This is a genomic window from Nocardia sp. NBC_01009, assembly GCF_045208035.1.
Lineage (GTDB): Bacteria > Actinomycetota > Actinomycetes > Mycobacteriales > Mycobacteriaceae > Nocardia.
The window spans coordinates 6310700-6329256 of sequence record NZ_CP108695.1 but is presented as its reverse complement, the minus strand read 5'-3'; the positions used below and the strand labels follow the sequence as shown (position 1 = coordinate 6329256).

Genomic DNA, 18557 nt, shown 5'->3' with positions numbered 1-18557 from the left:
CGTCGAGCAGTCCCTCGGTGGCCGAAGTGTTCGATGATTTCGCGCGGCACAACCGCCCCGGCCTGGCCCGGCTACTGCGTGCCTGTCACCTCGATATGATTTACCTGGGCGCCGAGGGTGATTGGTTGATTCGCGCCGACGGTTCCCGGGTATTGGATCTGGTCGGCGGGTTCGGCGCGGCGCTGTTCGGGCACAACCATCCGGCACTGGTGCGGGTGGCTACAGCACGGCTGAATCAGCAGTCGCCGTTCGTGTCTCAGGGCAGCGTCCGCCCCGGCGCGTCCCTGCTGGCCCGCCGACTGTCCGAGTCGGTCGGCGCGGCCACCGATCGCGAGTACGTGGTGACCTTCGGTGCTACGGGCGCGGAAGCGGTGGAAGCGGCCATCAGGCACGCGGCGGTGGCGCATGCCCGTTCGCTCACCGACCTCGAGACCGAGTTGCGTCGCACCCTGCGTCGCGCTCGCCGTGACGGGCTGCACGACGTGCGCCCGATCATCGTCGCAGGGGCTGACGATGCCGTGGACGACCGCCGATCAGTGGCCCAGCTGCTCACCGACTCGCTGCACGAGATCGAGGAGATGCGCCGTCGCGGACCGATTTTCGTCTCGCTGGCGGGCGCATTCCATGGCAAGACGGCAGGTGCATTCGCCCTGACCGAGCAGGCCGACACGCCACCAGATCTGGTGGTTCCGGGCCCTGAACGACGCAGGCTGGACACGTGGTCGCCGCGCGAAGCGGCCGCGGCGTTCGCAGGCGAGCTGCGGCCGGTGTGCCGAATCGTCATCGACAGCGCAGGTCGCCCCGTGCGGTCCTGGATGTCGATCTCGCCGATCGCGGCGGTGTTCGCCGAACCGATCCAGGGCGAGGGCGGTGTCCGCGAGGTACCGGCCGAGACGCTGCGTGCGTTGCGTGCGCTGGCCGACTTGCACACGGCTGCCTTGGTTTTCGACGAGATCCAGTCGGGGATGGGCCGCACCGGAACATTCCTGGCGTCGGCGCCCTCGGGTGTGGTTGCCGACTACTACCTGCTGTCCAAGTCGCTCGGTGGCGGATTGGTGAAGATCTCTGCCCTGCTCGTCGATCGCGCACAGTCGATCGGTGATTTCGGCAGGTATCACACGTCCACTTTCGCCGACGACGAGTTGTCATGTGCGGTTGCGGATGCCGCACTGGACCTGCTGCGCGACAACCAGATCCGGATATCCGACGTCGGTGCTCGATTGCGGGCCCGGCTGGATACGGTGGCGAGTCGCTGGCCGCGGGCAATCGCAGGAGTGCGCGGCCGCGGGCTGCTGCAGGGCATCGAATTCATCCCTCCGGAGCCGGAATCCGCACTGCTGCGCGAAATCTGCGATCCGGACATGTTCGGGTACGTGGTCGCGGGCTACCTGCTGCACGCCCACGACATTCGAATGCTGCCGACCCTGTCCGCACCGACCACCCTGCGTATCCAGCCCTCGGCCTTCCTCGCCGAGTCCGAGATAGCTCGGTTGGCGACGGCGCTGGACGAGGTGGCGGCACTGTTGCATCGCGGCGACCTGGCCACCCTGCTCGCGCACTTGTCGAGCCCGGTGACGACGAATTGGCCGCTGCCCGACCGGACATCGCTCTCGGTCCGGCGCACCCACGAGGTCGCGCGGGACTGGAACGCACCGACCAGGGTGGTGTTTCTTGCCAACCTGCCCGAGGCCGCCGACCTGCGACGGTTCGCTCCCGAACTCGCCGAATGGTCGGACATCCAGTTCGCCGCATTGTTCGAACGCTTGCGCGCAGTGGCCGATCCGTTCGAACTGACCAGGCAGATAGTCACCTCGCCGACCGGCGCCCAGGTCGAGGTGTGCATGATCGCGGTGCCGATCTCGGCCGAGCAGATCATCGAATGCCTGCGCGCCGGGCATCGGGCCTGGGTGCGCGATCTGGTGCTCGAAGCGGTGGAGCAGGCAATCGAGCTCGGCGCCACCGTGATCGGGCTCGGCGGTTACACCTCCATCGTCACCGATGCCTCCCGCGACGTGGTGGAGGACGCCGTCACGGTGACCTCGGGGAACTCGCTCACTGCGGCATCCGCCTACGAGGTGGTACGCGCGGAGCTCGCCCGGCTGGAGCCGGGTCGACGACGGGTCGGCATCCTCGGCGCGCTCGGCAACATCGGCGCGGTGATGGCCGAACTTCTTGCCCCACTGGCAGATTCGGTGACCCTGATCGGGCGCACCGGATCGGCGAAGCGACTCGACCGGGTCGCCGCAACACTGGACGGAACAGTCGAGGTCAGTGAGGACCTGACCGCGCTGCGCGACTGTCGGATCGTCCTGACCGCCACCAACTCGGCCGTGCCTGTGGTCACCGCCGAGTCGCTGGCCGACGACCATCGGGTGCTGGTGGTCGATCTCGCGGTCCCCGGCGACGTGGATCCCGCGGTGTCTCACCGTCCGAACATCACCCTGGTCTCCGGCGGCCGTATGGCGCTGCCGCTGGGCCAGACACCTCCGTTTCCCGAAACCGGGCTGCCCGGCGGGGTCGTCTACGCGTGCATGGCCGAAACCATTCTGCTCGGCTTCGAGCCGCACACGGCGAGTCCCTCCTATGGCGGCCTGACCGCGGCAGGCGTGCGCGCCGCTCGTGACCTCGCCGCCCGTCACGACGTGCGCCCGGTTCTGCTTCCGACAGGAGCTCCCACCGTGCCCCATCCCGCTTCCACCCCGATACCGGGTCCGATGTACCTGGGCGCCGCCGATTTCACGGTCGAGAAGGCCGGCGGCAAGGCAGGCACACTGCATGAACTGATCGTCGCGGGATTCGAAGTGCCGCCGGGATTCGTCATCACCGCCGATCTCGACCTCGCCGAGGTCGCCGACGAGGATCTGCAACACTGGGTGCAGGCAGTCGGCGGATTCCCGGTCGCCGCGCGTTCCAGCGGCGTCCTCGAAGACCTCGACGATGCGAGCTTCGCCGGCCAGTACGAATCCTTCTTGGAGATCACGGATGCGGCGACGCTGCGCGGGTATATCACGCAATGCCGTGAGTCGGTGCACAACGAACGCGTCAGCGCGTACCTGTCCCGGCACGGCTACCGCGAGGCCGGTGCGTCGGTGGCGGTGCTCGTGCAACGAATGATCGATGCCCGGTGTGCCGGTGTCGGTTTCAGCATCGACGCACTCACCGGTATCGAAGACCACGCGGTGGTCGAATGCTGCAACGGCCTCGGTGAACGCCTGGTCTCCGGGCACGTCACGCCGACGAGGTACACGCTGCGCCTGTTCGGCGGTGACGTGGTGGCGCGCGACGCAGGCGGCGAAGACGTCGAATTGGCACCGGCTGCCACCGCCGAACTCGCGGCGCTGATGCTCGCGGTGCAGGCGCATCGACATCGCCCGCAGGACATCGAATGGGCCATCGATGGCGCGGGAAAGCTGTGGTTGTTGCAAGCCCGGGCCATCACGGCCATCTCCTGGCGCACCGACATCGAACAGTTCTCCGATGCCGACCTGCGTGACGGCGGCGTCTCGGCACGGGTATGCACGCCGATGATGTTCTCTTTGTACGACAACGCATTCCAGTTCTCGATGCAACAGTTCTTCGAGCGCCTGAGGCTGGCGGACCCGAACGAAGAACCCGACTGGATGGCTATGTACTACGGCCGGGCCTATTGGAATGTCAGCGCGGTCAAGAAGTGCTTCCGGCGCATCCCTGGCTTCGACGAACAGCATTTCGACGACGACCTCGGTGTGCTCAATGAGTACGGGCCCGAGGGGCCCGTCCGCACCCCGAACAACCCGAAAACCATTGCCCGCGCACTGCCGGTCGCGCTCGCCGTGCAGCAGAGCTACCGTGCGCAGCTCGACGAGGTCGCCGCATTCGCCGCCGAATGGCCCGCGAAGTACGCGGTATGGCGGGATCGGGTGCGCGAATTGCCGCACACCGACGAGGCTACTTTCGTCGCGGACCTGGCCGATTGCCTGCTCACCTTCCATGCGGCCACCGAACGCACCTACTTCACCACCATCTACAACAACTCCAGCGTGCAGACGGATTTCAAACAACTCCTCGACAAGGTCGACGCCGCGTCCGGCGGCAGCACCTCGGTCATCGATCTGATGGGCGGGCTCGCCGATATCAGCCACATGCAGCTGCAACGCGGCATCGTCGAATTGCATCGGGTGGCCACCGATCACGGCCTCGACAGCGCCGATTGGACCACGGCACTCGACACGTTCCTCGATGAGCAGGGGTTCCACGCCGACGCGGAACTCGATCTCACCAGCCCACGCTGGTCGGAGGCGCCCGAGCGGGTGCGATCGATGATCGTGACGATGCTCGAACACGGCACCCCGCCCGCTGATCCCGATGTGACACTGGTCGATCAGCGCAGGCGCTACGAAGACGAGCTCGCGGCGGTGCGTGCGCGGGTGCGCGCCAAGCCGATCACCCGACTCAAGCACGCCAAGGCGTTGGACAAACAGGTCGACCGGATGCGCAGGTACCTCGTTGCGCGCGAACGGATGCGGGAGTTCTCCTCCCAGTGCTACGCGATCGTGCGCGCCTATGTCGTCGAATCCGGGGTCCGGCTGGCGGCGGCTGGAACCATCGAGCAGGCCGACGACGTGTTCCAGCTATCCATCCACGAGCTCACCGATCTCGCCGCCGGACGCATCGACGCCGCCACACTGGCACCGCAGATCGCTTACCGCCGTGCGGTGTACGCCGGATATCGCGATCTCTTGCCGCCGCACGAGCTCGGCGGTGGCGTCACCGTCGGCGCGATCCGTGAAGTCGGTGACGGCGACCTGACCGGACTCGGTTGCAGCCCCGGCATTGCCGAGGGCACCGCGCGGGTGATCACGTCACTGGCCGACATCGACCAGTTGCGTGCGGGCGACATCTTGGTCACCCGGTTCACCGACCCGGGCTGGACCCCGGCGCTCGGCCTGGTGGCGGCGGTGGTGACCGAGGTCGGCGGGATGCTCTCGCACGCGGCGGTCATCGGGCGCGAGTACGGCATTCCCGCGGTGCTCAATGTCGCGGGGGCCACTTCGGTTGTTCGGTCGGGGCAACGGATTCGGGTGGACGGCCGCGCGGGTGTGGTCAGCGTGCTCGACCCCGAGGCCTCGACGGAGTCGGCCGCCGCCCCGGGGACTGGCTCGGCGGCGCAATCCACGACATCCACGGCGGCGCAGCCTCCGACAGCAACGGCAGCTCCGCGCGCGAGGGTGCCGGTCGATCAGCCGACGGCCGACGCGACGGTTTTGCCGACCGCAGCCGTGGCGATCGTGCCCGAGGCAGTGCCGGATGCCGGGACAAGAGCACCGAAAGACACAGCGCCACTGGCGCGCCCGACTCGCAGGAGGGATGAGCAACTGAGCGCACGCAAACGCCTGATCTGCATCGCCGGTGGCGACGGCTCGGGCAAGACCACGCAGGTGGCACGAATCGCCGCGGAGTTCGAAGCACAGGGGCAGACCGTTGCCGCGGTGACGATCTGGGATGCGTTCCTGGATCCGAAGGTCTCCTCGAAGCTGCCGTGGCGCAGTCCCGCCGAAATCTACGGCTACCTGAAGTTGTTGTCGCCGCTGAGTCGCGCGCACTTTCTGTTCCACGCGATGCAGCTGTCGTTCGATCTGGCCGCCGAGCGCGGCGTGGACATCATGCTGGCGAATGCGTACTGGTACAAGTACTTTGCCACCGAGGTGGCGCACGGCGGTGACCCCGCGGTGCTGCGGCAACTTGCGACGGGCTTCCCGGAGCCCGACCGCACCTTCTACCTGACCGTCAGCCCGCAGGATGCGCTGGGGCGCAAGCAGTTACGCAGTGACTACGAAAGCGGCTACGGCGACGAGGCAGCCTTTCTCACCTTCCAGCAACGCAGCCATGATGCGCTGGAGGCGCTGTCGGAGGAGTTCGACTGGGTGCGCCTGGACGGCACCGTTGCGCCCGCCGACATCACCGAGGCCGTGCTCGCACAGCTGCGGGAGGACGACCGATGATCGCGACATCCACGCGCCGCGTCGCCATCGTCGGCATCGACGGCGCGGGCAAGTCTTCGGTGATGGCCCGCCTGCGTGAGCTCGCACCGGCCGGGGACGGGTCTTTCGCGTCGATGACATGCCCCGACTTCCACAACACCAGAAACGTGCCGCTGACCGAGCTGTCCGAGCAGCTCAAGGCATTCAGCGTCGGCTGTGACGAAATCTCCAGTCTGGAGATGAAGGCCACCGCGATGTACCTGCAGATGACGCTGTTCGGCCCGGTCGAACGGCATTTCGTGCAGACCTGGTCGCCGGATGTGCTGGTGTTCGAACGGCATCCGCTGATCGAACTGCTCGTCTACGGTCCGCTGTACGTGGCGCTCGCGCGTCCGGACTGGAACGGCCACGACCGGCAGAACGAGATCGCCGCTGTGCTGGAGCGGCACCGGCCCGGCACCTTTGCCGACATCCTGGCCTGGCAGCGGTCGGAGTCGACCCGCCTCGGCAGCTCACCCGATATCTGGGATCTGCTGTCGGAAATCGCGGATCTGGTGCGACGGGACGTGACCGCGTCCGTCCCCGGTTTCGCTGCCCGCTTTCGCACCACACTGCCCGATGCCGTGCTCTGGCTGGACGCTCCGCCCGAGCAGGCCGCGGCACGGTGCGCTGAGCGCTCAGGGGACGGGCCCACTGAGGCCCATGAAACAGCAGAGCGGCTCGCAGCCCTGCGTGACGGATATCTACGGGTGCGCGACACCCTCGCTGCGGCCTTTCCCGAAGTGGGATTCCACCGCATCGACACCGGCGACGGTGTCGACATCGAGGAGTCGGTGCGCGCCTGCGTGACGGAAGGGAAGTTACTCGGTTGAACACACGGACTCCCGACAACGCGGGAATCCCGGCGGCCGACGTCGAGGTGCAGGTGCGCGCCGTCGTCGCCGAGGTGCTGTGGGTCTCGGCGGAGGATCTCGACGCGTCCACACCACTGATCGACTACGGCCTGGATTCCCCGACAGCCATCGAACTGACCATTCAGCTGGAGCAGGCGTTCGGGATCGATATTCCCGAAGATGCTGCGGCACAGTTGAACACGATCGGGCAGATCGTGCACTACGTGAAGGACCAGTCATGATCGGCGGGCTCGAGCCCCAGCGGACCAGCATCGTGCACGCGCTACTGGCCAATGCCGAACTCGGAGCCGACGCTCCCGCCACCGTCTTCGTCCCGGAGCGCGCCGTCGACGGTGCGGGCGACGTGAGCTGGCGGCACGACGAACTTGCGGCGGCGGCGGCCCGGGTCGCCGCAGGTCTGGCCGCCGAAGGCGTCGGGCCGGGCGACCGCGTCATGCTGTGCCTGCCCACCTCACCCGAGTTCGTCACCGCGTTCTTCGGTGCGCTGCTGCTCGGTGCGGTACCCACGGCCGTCGCCACGCCGGGTGGCTTCGGCTCAGCAGACATTTTCCTGGACAAGTTCACCCGCCTGCTCGGCTATCTGGAACCGGCGGCGGTCGTGGCGAGCGTGGCAGTGCTGAACGCCGCACCGATGCCGGACTCCGTGGCCGCGATCGACGGTGCAGTGCTGCACGCACTGGCCTGCGCACCGGATGCGCCCACGCTGCCCCCGCGGCTGCCTGCCCCTGGCGATCTGGCATTCATTCAAGCGACCTCAGGTTCGACGGGTACGCCGAAGGGGGTGCAGATCACGCACGGCAACGTGGCTGCCAATTGCGAGCAGATCGCCGCGGCTGCGGCAATGGGCCGCGGCGACACCTGGGTGGGCTGGCTGCCGCTGCATCACGACATGGGACTCATCGGCGGCTTCCTGACACCGATGTTCCGTGGCTTCGACGCGGTTCTGATGCCGCCGAGCAGGTTCCTGCGCAGCCCGGGGGACTGGCTGCGTGCGGTCGGACGTTATCGGGGAACTCTCACCGCCGCACCGAATTTCGCCTACGGCTATGCGGCGGCACGGGTGCCGGACGCGGAACTGGCCGACGTGGATCTGTCCAGCTGGCGATTCCTGTTCTGTGGCGCGGAGCCGATTCACCCGCCGACCGTGCAGCAGTTCGTGGACCGCTTCAGTGCATGGGGGTTGCCGAAGGACGCATTGGTGCCCTGCTACGGCATGGCCGAAGCATCCCTCGCGGTCACCGTCGCCCGCCCGCACACGCCGGTGGCCTTCGACTCCGTATCGCGCGAAGCATTGACCGGAAGCGGTGTGGCGCTGGATGTTCCGTTCGGTGACCCGGACGCGATGCAGATCGTGGATTGCGGCGCGCCGGTGGCCGGGACCGAGGTGCGGATCGTCGACGCGGATGAGGCCCCATGCGGCGACGACATCGTCGGACGCGTCCAATTCCGCGGCCCGTCGACCACGATCGGCTACTTCCGGTTGCCCGAGGCGACCGCGGCGGCCACCCGCGATGGCTGGTGGGACACCGGCGATATCGGGTACCTGCGCGATGGCCGATTGCGTATCACCGGCAGACACAAGGATTTGATCATCATCCGGGGCGCGAACTATCTGCCCACCGATTTCGAGATCGCGGCCCAGCAGGTGGCGGGCGTCCGACTCGGCGGTGTCGCGGCCGTCGGTCACGCCGATACCGCGGGTCTGTCGGAAGAACTGCACCTCATCGTCGAATCCGGCTCGGACGCAGCACAACACGATGCGCTGCGCAGGGCGGTGCGTGTCGCGGTGAGCAAGCGGACCGGAGTGCTGCCTGCCGGGGTGCGGGTGGTGCCACCGCGCAGTATCCCCAAGACCACCAGTGGCAAGGTGCAGCGTGCCGAGGCGCGACGCCTGTTCTTGTTCGATGACAGCCTGATCGATGCCGGGGGTGCTGCATGACTGCTTCGGCGAAGGTTCGCCGCTTGGATGGCCCCACGCTACGACACCCATTGGGCGCTTATCTCGAATACCGCAACGACCCGCTGACGCTGTTCTACGAACAGGCCGTCGCTCACGGTGGCAGCGTGCGGCTGCGACTGGCGCACCAACATGTGCATCTGCTGGTCGAGCCGGAGCACATCAACCAGGTGCTGGTCGGCAATGCGACCAAGTACGCAAAGGGGATCAGCTATCAGAGCCTGAACTATCTGCTCGGCCCCGGCCTGCTCACCAGCGGCGGCGAACTGTGGAAACGGCAGCGCGCATTGATCAAACCGGCCTTCGCTCGCCGTCACGTGGAGACCGAGATTCCGCTGATGGTGGCATGCGGAGAGCGAATGCTGACCAGGCTGGACGCACTCGCCGCGCACGGCGAGGTATTCGATCTGGTCCCCGAGATGATGGGATTCGCCGCCGACGTGGTCTGCCGCGCGGTGATGGGCGCCGATATCGACGGCGTGCTACCACAGATCGAAGACGATGTGCGCGAGGGTGTTTCGTGGGTGATGGGGCACATGGCCGCGCCCGTTCAGCTGCCGCCCAGCGTGCCCACACCCGCCAATCGGCGCTTCAACGGCGTGCGCGCCCGACTGCATCGCGTCGTCGACGACGTCGTTCACAAGCACCGACAGGCCGAATCAACCGACACGACATCGCTGTTGGCCCGGCTGCTCGCGGCCCGTGACGATGCGGGCCATGCCATGGATGACGAACAACTGCGCCACGAGGTACTGACCTTCCTGCTGGCCGGTCACGAGACGACCGGCGGCGCGATGGCGTGGACAATCTACGAGCTGTGCCGAAATCCATTGGTACTAGGAAAGATTCGTGCCGAAATCGACACGGTGCTGAAAGCTTCGACCGATCGGGGGTCGGAGTCGAACCACGCAGCTCGTGCGGGTGGGCCGAGCGGAGTGTCCAGCGCTGATGGGTTGGCCGGCGTAGACGGTGTCGGCGGGGCGAGTGTCGTCTCGGGCCTCGGAGGATCGGGGGCCGAACTCGGCGTCGACGGACCGAGCGGCGCAGACAGAGTCGGGGGTATCTTCGCGCACACGTTGCCGTCCCTCGAACTGACCGGCCACGCGATCGACGAGGCCATGCGTCTGCATCCGCCTGCCTGGGCGTTCAGCCGGACCGTGCTCGAGCGGGACAGTTTCGACCGCTTCGACCTCGAACCGGGCTCGATCGTGGTGATCAGCCCGTTCGTGAACCACCGGTGGCCCGAATTCTGGGACTCACCACTGACCTTCGACCCGGACCGGTTCACCAAAGAACGAAGCAAGGCTCGTTCGCCCTTCCACTACTTCCCGTTCGGCTGGGGCGCACACCTGTGCGTCGGCCAGCACATGGCACTCATGGAGGTGCGGGTCGGCATCGCGATGCTGCTGTCCCGCTACGACATCGAGCTGGTGAACGGCATCCGGGTTCGGGAGAACCCGGAAATCTCCAACACCCCCGACCCGGTTCTGGTGCGGCTGACCCGACGCAAGTCGTCGGTCCCGATCGCCAAGACGATGCAGGAGGCTGCGCAATGACCGAAACAACTCTCGGCGCGGTCGTGCAGGCCGCCGTATTGGCGGATTCGGCCACTGCGCAGCCGAATAGCGCTCAGGTAGGGGCCAAGGCCGCCAACCTCGGACGCCTGCTGGCCGCCGGCCACCGAGTCCCAGCCTTCGCGGTCCTGAGCACGGATGCGTGTGCCCGCATCGTCGCCCCGGTCACCGACTCCATCGCCGACCTACTGGCAACCCTCGACCACACCGATCCCACGTCGCTGCGCTCGGTGTCGGCGGCGATCCGTGCACTGATCACCACTCGGACCTTCCCGGATGACATCCGCGCCGAGCTCGACGCCGCCGTCGACGCGCTCGTCGAGCCCGGCCTCCGATCGACCGTCCGCGAGGCGCGCACGTCCGCACAGCCGGCCGATGCCCATCACGGCAACGCCGTCGTCGAACACTCCGCAACGTCGCCCGGGCCCGAGAGTCACTCGGCTTCGGAGACGGCGGGTACCCACAACAGTGTCGTCGGTTCGGGAGGCCGAGTGCGGTTGGCGGTGCGCTCGTCGGTCAGCGGCGAAGATTCGGCAACAGACTCCTTCGCCGGCCAGCTCGACACCCTCCTGAACGTCGCACCCGCGGGCGTCGCGCCGGCGGTGCTCGATGTTCTCGCCTCGGCATACTCGGAGCGATCCCTCTTCTACCGGGCACATCGCGGCCTGGACAACGCGACCATCGACTGCGCCGTCCTGATTCAGGTCCTGGTCGACAGCGCCGTATCAGGAGTGGTCTTCAGCTGTAACCCACAGACCGGCGATCCCGCCGAAGCGGTGGTCTCCGCGGCCCTCGGCCTCGGGGAGGGCGTGGTTGCGGGCACCGTCGAATGCGACACCTTCTTCGTGGACAACGCGTCGCGCACGATCACCTCACGGGTCGTGGCGGACAAACAGAGCAGAGTCGTCGCCGAATCCGGTTCCGGCACCACGATCGAGCAGTTGGCCGACACCGTCGCCACCGCCGCATTGGCCGACCTCCAGGTACTCGACCTCACCGCCACCGCCACGGGACTCGCCGAAACCTTTGGTGCGCCACAGGATGTCGAATGGGCCTACGACGCCGACGGCACCCTCTTCCTACTCCAGGCACGACCGGTCACTGCGACCGGCGCGCGCGAAACCATCTTCGACAATGTTAATGTCGCCGAGTCCTATCCCGGTATGTCCAGCCCGCTGACGTTCTCCATTCTGCGGGCCGCCTACGAACAGGTTTTCCGCGCCTGCCACCGGGACTTCGGCGCCACCGAAACCATCGTCGAGCGCAATGCCGCGAGCCTCTATCCCTACCTCGTCGGCACCGCGCACGGCCGCATCTACTACAACATCAGCAACTGGTATCGGCTGTTCCTGCAGATCCCCGGAATGGAATTCGCCATCGAAGGCTGGGAAGCGGCGCTCAATATCGAAAACCGCTACCAGCGCCCCGCCGCACCGAAACGCGGCATGGCCCGCGTGCGGATGTACCTGCTGCGGTTGCGGGTCATCGCGATCATCGCCTTCGGCTGGTTGCGGCTGCAACGCAGGTTGCGGGCATTCTTCGTCGAGCTCGCCGCGTTCACCGCCGACCTCGACCACCGGCTCGCGCCGGAAACGCCGGAGCGGGAGCGTGATCCGCATGCGCTGCTGGAGTGGATGGAACGCTGCCTGCACGAGCTCGTCCCCGCGTACTCGGTACAGATTTTCAACGATTTCATTGCCCAACAGATGTTCCATGTCGTCGGTCTCCTCCTCGAGCGGGAAGGTCTCGGCGAAGCGGAAGCGATCACCCTGCGCAATGAATTGTTCTGTGGGGAGGAGGGTGTCGACAGTGTCGACCCGGTTCGCTCGGCACTGACCCTGACCGCCACCGTCCGCGACGATGCGGCCCTGCGCGAGCTGTTCGAGGGCCCGCTGGCACCGCCGCAGGTGTGGAAAGCGCTGGCACAACCCGGGTTCACGGACTTCCACGCCGCATGCCTGCGTCACATCGCCCTGTTCGGCGATCGCACCGTCGACGAACTGAAACTGGAAACCGACCCGCTCGGCGAACACCCCGAACGGCTGGTGCCGATGCTGCGCAACTACCTGCGCGGTGGTCAGAACATCGACGAGATGGCGGCGCGGGAGAAACTCATTCGGCGTGCGGCCGAAGACACCGCCGCCACGGTGTTCCGTGGAAAGTTCGGCAGGCGCATGGTGTTCCGATTCGCGCTGGCTCGAGCCCGTGAGCATGTGAAGCAGCGGGAGAACATGCGCCTTGGCCGCAGCCGCTCGTTCGGGCTGGTCAAACGGGTGTTCCGCGAGTACGGCAGGCAGATGCACGCAATGGGTCTGCTCGAAGCGCCGCGCGATATTTTCTGGCTCACCTACGAGGAGATCGCGGCACTGACCCGGGGCACCGCGGTCGACACCAACGCGGCCCGCACCGTCGCCGCCCGCAAACGTGACCACGAAGTCTGGCACACCGAGGAACTGCCGTCCCGGATCATCACCTCGGGCATCGCCGCCACCACCATCAACGACCCGTCCTTCGATCACCCGACTCCTACCGTGACGTCCGGTGCCGTGCTCCGCGGAATCGGCTGTGCGCCGGGACGAGTCGAAGCACCCGCACTCGTTCTCGCGACACCGGACCCGGACGTTGTCATCGACGGCCAGATCCTCGTCGCCTCGACCACCGACCCCGGCTGGGTATTCCTGATGGTCGCGGCGGGCGGGCTGGTCAGTGAGAAAGGCAGCGTGCTCTCCCACACCGCCATAATCGGCCGCGAGCTGGGCATCCCCACCGTCGTCGGCGTCGCGGGCGTCACCCGCCGGGTGTCCAGCGGGGACACGCTGATCCTCGACGGTAAGGCCGGAACCGCAACCATCGTTCAGGAGGAAGGGCCATGACCTCCACCGAAGCCGTCCACGGCGAGAATTTCAGCCTCGAGCACTACCTCGATCCCGCCGCCCATACCTTCGAACAGCGCTTCGACGAATTCCGACCCTACGTCACCAAGGCACGCGGCACCGGATTCGTTTTGCGTGAGATCACCGGTCCCGCTGGGGCCGTTGTGCAGGTGCGCGATCCGGGCAGCACCGAGGTTCGTGACCTGATCATGCTGGGCTCCAACAACTATCTGGGCCTGGGCAACGAACCGGAGATCGTCGAGGCGGCCGTCGCGGCGACCCGCGAATTCGGCATCGGCTGCGGCGGGCCCCCACTGCTCAACGGCACCACCTCGGTGCACCGGCGGCTGGAGGAACGCCTCGCCGAGACCAAAGGCTGCGAATCCGCGCTGGTGTTCTCCTCCGGCTACGCCGCGAACGTGGGCTGGGTGACCGGACTACTGCGCAACGGCGACATCCTGCTCTACGACGAGCAGAGCCATGCCAGCCTCTACGACGGCATCCAGCTCGGCCGGGTGCGCTCGATGGCGTTCGATCACAACGATCTTCGGCATCTTCGGCACCGGCTGATGCAGATCCGTTGGCGCAACCCGGGTGCGAATATCGTGGTCGCTGTCGAGGGCGTGTATTCGATGGACGGCGATATCGCGCCGCTGCCCGACATTCGGGCGCTGTGCGATTCCTTCGGCGCCTGGTTGGCCATCGATGACGCGCACGGCACCGGCGTGCTCGGCGCTCGCGGGCACGGCACCGCCGAGCATTTCGCTATGGGCGACGGCTCGGTGGAGCTGTACATGGGCACCTTCTCGAAGGTGTTCGCGACCACCGGCGGATTCGTCGCCGGATCCACCGATTTGGTCGACGCTCTGCGCTTCTTCGCGCGCTCCTACATGTTCTCGGCCTCGTTGGCGCCCGCAGTGGTCGCCTCGGTGCTCGCCTCGATCGACTTCATCGACGCGCACCCGGAACGCATCCGCCAATTGCACGACAATGTGAGCTATTTCGTGCGGGAACTGCGCCGCATGGGCTTTGCCGTCGACCCGCAGACCGCGATCATCCCGATCCTGGTGCCGCAGCGGCTGGCTGTGGCGGAGGTGGTGGCCGCGCTGCACGCCGAGGGTGTCTTCGTCAACGGCGTCGAGTTCCCGGCCGTCCCCCGCGACCAGCAACGGCTGCGCGTCAGCATGATGGCCACCCTCACCCGCGACCAGCTGGACTTCGCGCTGGAAAAGATCTCGACCGTCGCTCGACGCTTCGGTTTCCATCCCGAACAGGAAGGCAGGCCATGACCGCACCCGAGATCGCCGCTGGCGGCACTGCCGCCGAACGGCTGCTCGTGCACGCGGCGCTGGCTGCGCCGAGCAACGACGAGCGTGCCGAGCTGTCCAAGCTCGCGCACGAAATATCCGACTGGTTCGAGGTTTTCGAGCTCGCACGGGTCAATGCGACTGTGCCGCTGGTGCAGCGCCGATTGGCGGCCGAAGAGTTGTACCACTTCGTCCCCGAGGAGGTGCGTGCGCGATTCGCCGACCTCATCGAACGTATTGCCACCGCGAATTATCGGCGTCTGGAGGGTGCGCTGGAATTGTTGCGCCGGTTCGACGAACGCGGTGTGCGCTGCGTTGTGTTGAAGGGCATGCTGTTCTCCTCGGAGATCTACCACGATCCGCGCTACAAGCGGATGAACGACCTCGACATCCTCGTCGAACTCGACCACGTGGACACGATCATCGAGATCTACCGCGAGATGGGTCTTTTCGCCACATCCGAGCTGCTCGGCAAGGCGCCGAAAGTGCGTGCCGAACGCTCGCATCACCTCCCGTCGTTCGTCTCCAGGGACGGCATGCTGGTCGTCGGTACGCACTGGGGCCTGATCACTCCCTTGGCCGGGTACCACATCGACTATCCCGCGATCTGGGATCGTGTGCGCCGCATCGACTTCTACGGCGTGCCCGCCTGGGCCATGTCGAACGAGGACAACCTGCATCACTTAGGTGTTCACCTGCCCTATTACAAGACCGGGGTCCGCGAACTCGCCGATATCTGGAACCTCGCCCGCCATGCCGCATCAGACCTGGACTACGACCTGCTCGCCGCCGAGATAGCCAAGGCGGGCAGTGAAAGCCTGATGTATCACGCACTCTCACTGACGCATCGCCTTGTTCCGATTGCGGACTTCGCGGCCCTCCTCGCGCGGATCGCCCCGCGGATAAACCGGTTCACCCGATACGACACCGCACGCAAGACCGCCGACCTGCACACCCTGCTACGCAGCCGCTCGACACACACCTCACGAATCGAAAAGGCATACACCGAGTTCAACATGACGGCGCTCGCACACGAGAAGCGCGCGGCGTTCGGACGGATGTGGTCGGATCTACTGCTGGCCCCCGGCGAGGAAGCGGCGAAGATGAGCTCGCTGCGGGAGCCGTCGACGCTCTCGGGCCTCGGTGCCAGGGTGGCAGCACCGTACCGGCTCACCCGGGTCTTCCAGCGCGACCTCGGCCGCTGGCTGTTCCCGGCGGCCTTGGCGAAGACTGTGTTCGATCTGGGTGCCGCCTATGGTCTGGAACTCGCGGGGAGAGCGGGTATTGCTGCGGCGCAGCAGGCGCGACCTGGAATCGACGAATACGCGGCACAACTCGGCCTGACCCGCGCCGACCTCCAAGCGGTACTGGACACTCAGGAGTGACCGAGTACCGCACGGTGTTGTGGGATCTGGACGGCACCCTCGTAGGCCTTCACCAGCGCACGTTCCAGGTGCTGATGCCGCTGGGGGCGGCGCGTGCCTTCCGCGATCTGATGCCACCGCATCGGTTCCTGCACACATTGAATGGTGTGCTGAGAGTCGTCCGCGCCAACGACACCGAGTACACCAACACCGATCTCATGATTCGGCTGCTGGCCGAACAGATGGGTATCGAACAGTCCCTTGCGGCGCGACGTCTGCACCGACTGGCCGAGATCGACTTTCCGCGCTTGCGCCGGTGCTTCTCTCCGCAACCCCAAGCGGTCGACACGGTAAATATGTTGCACGCCAAGGACCTAGCGCAAGTGGTCGCCACCAACCCGCTGTGGCCGCTGAGCACCGTGACCACGCGGCTGCGCTGGGGCGGCTACGAACCCGGGATCTTCGCCTTCCACACCAGCGGCGAGAACATGCGCAGCTCGAAGCCGCGCATCGAGTTCTATCGCGAACTCCTGGAGCGGCTCGGCGCCGAACCAGGGGAGTGCGTGATGATCGGCAACGATGCCGCCAAGGACGCGCCGGCGGCCCGGATCGGCATCCCCGTTTTCCTGGTCGGTGTGTCGGAATCCGCTGTCCCACCGAACTGTGCACAGACCGGTCTGGTCCGCACAGGGGACTGGCGCCGGCTACGCGCGTGGCTGGGTATCGAGGAGGAGTCATGCTCATCGTCCTGAATCCACAGTCCAATGCCGGAACGGCACTGGACCGGTGGCAACCCGTGGAACGTGCACTGCGCGAACGTAATACGGACCTGGAGGTCGAGATGCCCGGTGACGCGGAACAAGCCGCGAAGCTGGTGCGCGCCCGCATCGAGGCCGCCGACGGCATAACACCCGATGTGATCGTGGCCGCGGGTGGCGACGGCATGGTCAATCTGGTGCTCAACGCGCTCATGGATCCGGCCACCGACCGACCACGGCGGGGCGCTGAAGCGCTGGTCCTGGGTGCAATCGGACTCGGCAGCTCCAACGACTTCCATAAACCGATGCGCAGGGCAGCCGTCATCGCCGATGTCCCCGTGCGTATCGACACCGAACGCGCCGAACTCGTCGATGTCGGCAAAGCCACCATGCTGTTGCCCGACGGCACCCGAGCCGTCCGCTACTTCCTGCTCAACGCGAGCATGGGACTCGTTGCGGCAGGGAATCATTCGTTCAACCACGCACGCGGTGTAATCGGCTGGCTCAAATCGCGCAATGTCGAAGCCGCGATCGTCGCGACCGCGTTGAGCAATATCGCCACGCACCGTCCGCTGCCCGTCCAGGTGCGTGGCAGCGACTGGGAGCACGCCGCGCCGATCACCAACGTCGGCGTCCTCAAGAGCGTGCACTTCGCGGGCGGCATGTACTACGACACTCCGGTCACCCGTGCCGACGGCCGGTTCGACGTGAACATCTGGCAGGCTGCCGGCCGCGCCCGAATCCTCGGGCTCATCGCGGGGCTCTACCGTGGGAAATTCTCGGGGTCGGCGCTGGCGACCTGCTATCGCGACAGCGTCGTCGAACTGCGCCCGGCGCACGCCGCCCCGCTCGAGCTCGACGGCGAGATCACGATCGTCGAATCCGCGCGGCTCGAGGTGTTGCCCGAAGTGCTGAAAGTGTGCGTCGCATGACGGTGGTCCTGGTGACCGGCGCCGCCAACGGGATGGGCGCCGCGACTGTCGAATACCTTGCGCGCGTGGGCTATACGGTCGAAGGCAGCGACCGGATCGCGGGAGCGGACACGGCCGTCGTCGACGTCCGCGATGCCGAGGCGGTACGCGGCTGGGTGCGGGCCGCGCACGCCAGGCACGGCCGCATCGACGCCGTCGTCACCTTCGCCGCCTACGGCGTGGTCGGGTCGGTGGAGGAAACCGACCCAGACGAGGCCGCCGCGATCCTCGACACCAATGTGATCGGCACCCACCGCGTGCTGCGCGAGGTGCTGCCGATCATGCGCGAGCAAGGCCACGGTCGGGTGGTCGTGGTGAGCTCCGGCGCGGGTGCTGTCGCCGAACCTTACGGCGGCTGGTACTCGGCCACCAAGGCCGCCATCGAACGCCTCGGTGAGGCCGCGCGCATGGAAACAGCGGCATTCGGAATCCACGTTTCGGTGCTCGCCCCCGGCTGGACGGTGACGCCGATCATCGATGCCGCGGTGCGTGTGGCCGCCCCCATCGACGCCTACACACCCGATCGCGGCGCGGTGCTCGAACGGGTGAGCGGATACCTCGCGGCAGGCCAGCCCGCCGACGCGGTCGCCAGGAAGGTGCGCAGCATTCTCGAAGCGGTCCGACCGCGGCAGACCTATCTGTGCGGCGCCGACGTTCGGCTGTCGTTTTGGACCCGCCGCCTCGTCCCCGCCAGGGTTTATGAACGTTTAGTTCTGCGTTACTACGGCTTTTGACAGGAGCAACCCTCGGCGGTACCGGTAGGATCACCCGAGCCGGAACAGCCCCCGAGAAACCGGGGCTTGCCCGGTACGTGCCGTGCCTGGATGGTGTGCAGTACCCATCTGCTGTGCCCGGCACGGCGGGAAGGCAGCGATGACC

Annotated in this window: 11 protein-coding genes; all 11 read left to right on the top strand. The window is 66.7% G+C overall.

Annotation, left to right across the window (positions count from 1 at the left end; genetic code table 11):
* Positions 1–17: 17 nt before the first annotated feature.
* The 11 genes from OHA42_RS28275 to OHA42_RS28225 are packed head-to-tail and all read left to right on the top strand — an operon-like array spanning position 18 to position 18412.
* Complete coding sequence (locus OHA42_RS28275) at positions 18–5981, top strand: aminotransferase class III-fold pyridoxal phosphate-dependent enzyme (RefSeq protein ID WP_406230840.1); 5964 nt, start codon at positions 18–20, stop codon at positions 5979–5981.
* Positions 5978–6832, top strand: a complete 855-nt coding sequence (locus tag OHA42_RS28270) for a hypothetical protein (RefSeq protein ID WP_406230839.1) — start codon at positions 5978–5980, stop codon at positions 6830–6832. The genes OHA42_RS28275 and OHA42_RS28270 overlap by 4 nt, the downstream gene beginning before the upstream one ends.
* Positions 6829–7095 carry an acyl carrier protein gene (locus OHA42_RS28265; RefSeq protein ID WP_406230838.1) on the top strand — a complete coding sequence of 89 codons (267 nt, stop codon included), beginning with the start codon at positions 6829–6831 and terminating at the stop codon, positions 7093–7095. The genes OHA42_RS28270 and OHA42_RS28265 overlap by 4 nt, the downstream gene beginning before the upstream one ends.
* Entirely contained in the window at positions 7092–8813 is a 1722-nt protein-coding gene (locus OHA42_RS28260) for a fatty acyl-AMP ligase (RefSeq protein WP_406230837.1), read from the top strand. The genes OHA42_RS28265 and OHA42_RS28260 overlap by 4 nt, the downstream gene beginning before the upstream one ends.
* The gene (locus OHA42_RS28255) at positions 8810–10387 is read left to right on the top strand and encodes a cytochrome P450 (RefSeq protein WP_406230836.1); all 1578 of its coding nucleotides are present in this window, start codon (positions 8810–8812) and stop codon (positions 10385–10387) included. The genes OHA42_RS28260 and OHA42_RS28255 overlap by 4 nt, the downstream gene beginning before the upstream one ends.
* Positions 10384–13278, top strand: coding sequence for a PEP/pyruvate-binding domain-containing protein (locus OHA42_RS28250; protein WP_406230835.1), 2895 nt, complete (start codon positions 10384–10386; stop codon positions 13276–13278). Before OHA42_RS28255 ends, OHA42_RS28250 begins: the two co-directional genes overlap by 4 nt.
* Complete coding sequence (locus OHA42_RS28245) at positions 13275–14567, top strand: aminotransferase class I/II-fold pyridoxal phosphate-dependent enzyme (RefSeq protein ID WP_406230834.1); 1293 nt, start codon at positions 13275–13277, stop codon at positions 14565–14567. Before OHA42_RS28250 ends, OHA42_RS28245 begins: the two co-directional genes overlap by 4 nt.
* Complete coding sequence (locus tag OHA42_RS28240) at positions 14564–15970, top strand: nucleotidyltransferase family protein (protein ID WP_406230833.1); 1407 nt, start codon at positions 14564–14566, stop codon at positions 15968–15970. Before OHA42_RS28245 ends, OHA42_RS28240 begins: the two co-directional genes overlap by 4 nt.
* Positions 15967–16701: an HAD family hydrolase gene (locus tag OHA42_RS28235; protein WP_406230832.1), complete on the top strand. Its 735-nt coding sequence runs from the start codon at positions 15967–15969 to the stop codon at positions 16699–16701. The genes OHA42_RS28240 and OHA42_RS28235 overlap by 4 nt, the downstream gene beginning before the upstream one ends.
* A complete protein-coding gene (locus OHA42_RS28230; protein ID WP_406230831.1) occupies positions 16686–17639 on the top strand; it encodes a diacylglycerol/lipid kinase family protein in 954 nt (317 codons plus the stop codon). Before OHA42_RS28235 ends, OHA42_RS28230 begins: the two co-directional genes overlap by 16 nt.
* The gene (locus OHA42_RS28225) at positions 17636–18412 is read left to right on the top strand and encodes an SDR family NAD(P)-dependent oxidoreductase (protein WP_406230830.1); all 777 of its coding nucleotides are present in this window, start codon (positions 17636–17638) and stop codon (positions 18410–18412) included. Before OHA42_RS28230 ends, OHA42_RS28225 begins: the two co-directional genes overlap by 4 nt.
* Positions 18413–18557: the final 145 nt, after the last annotated feature.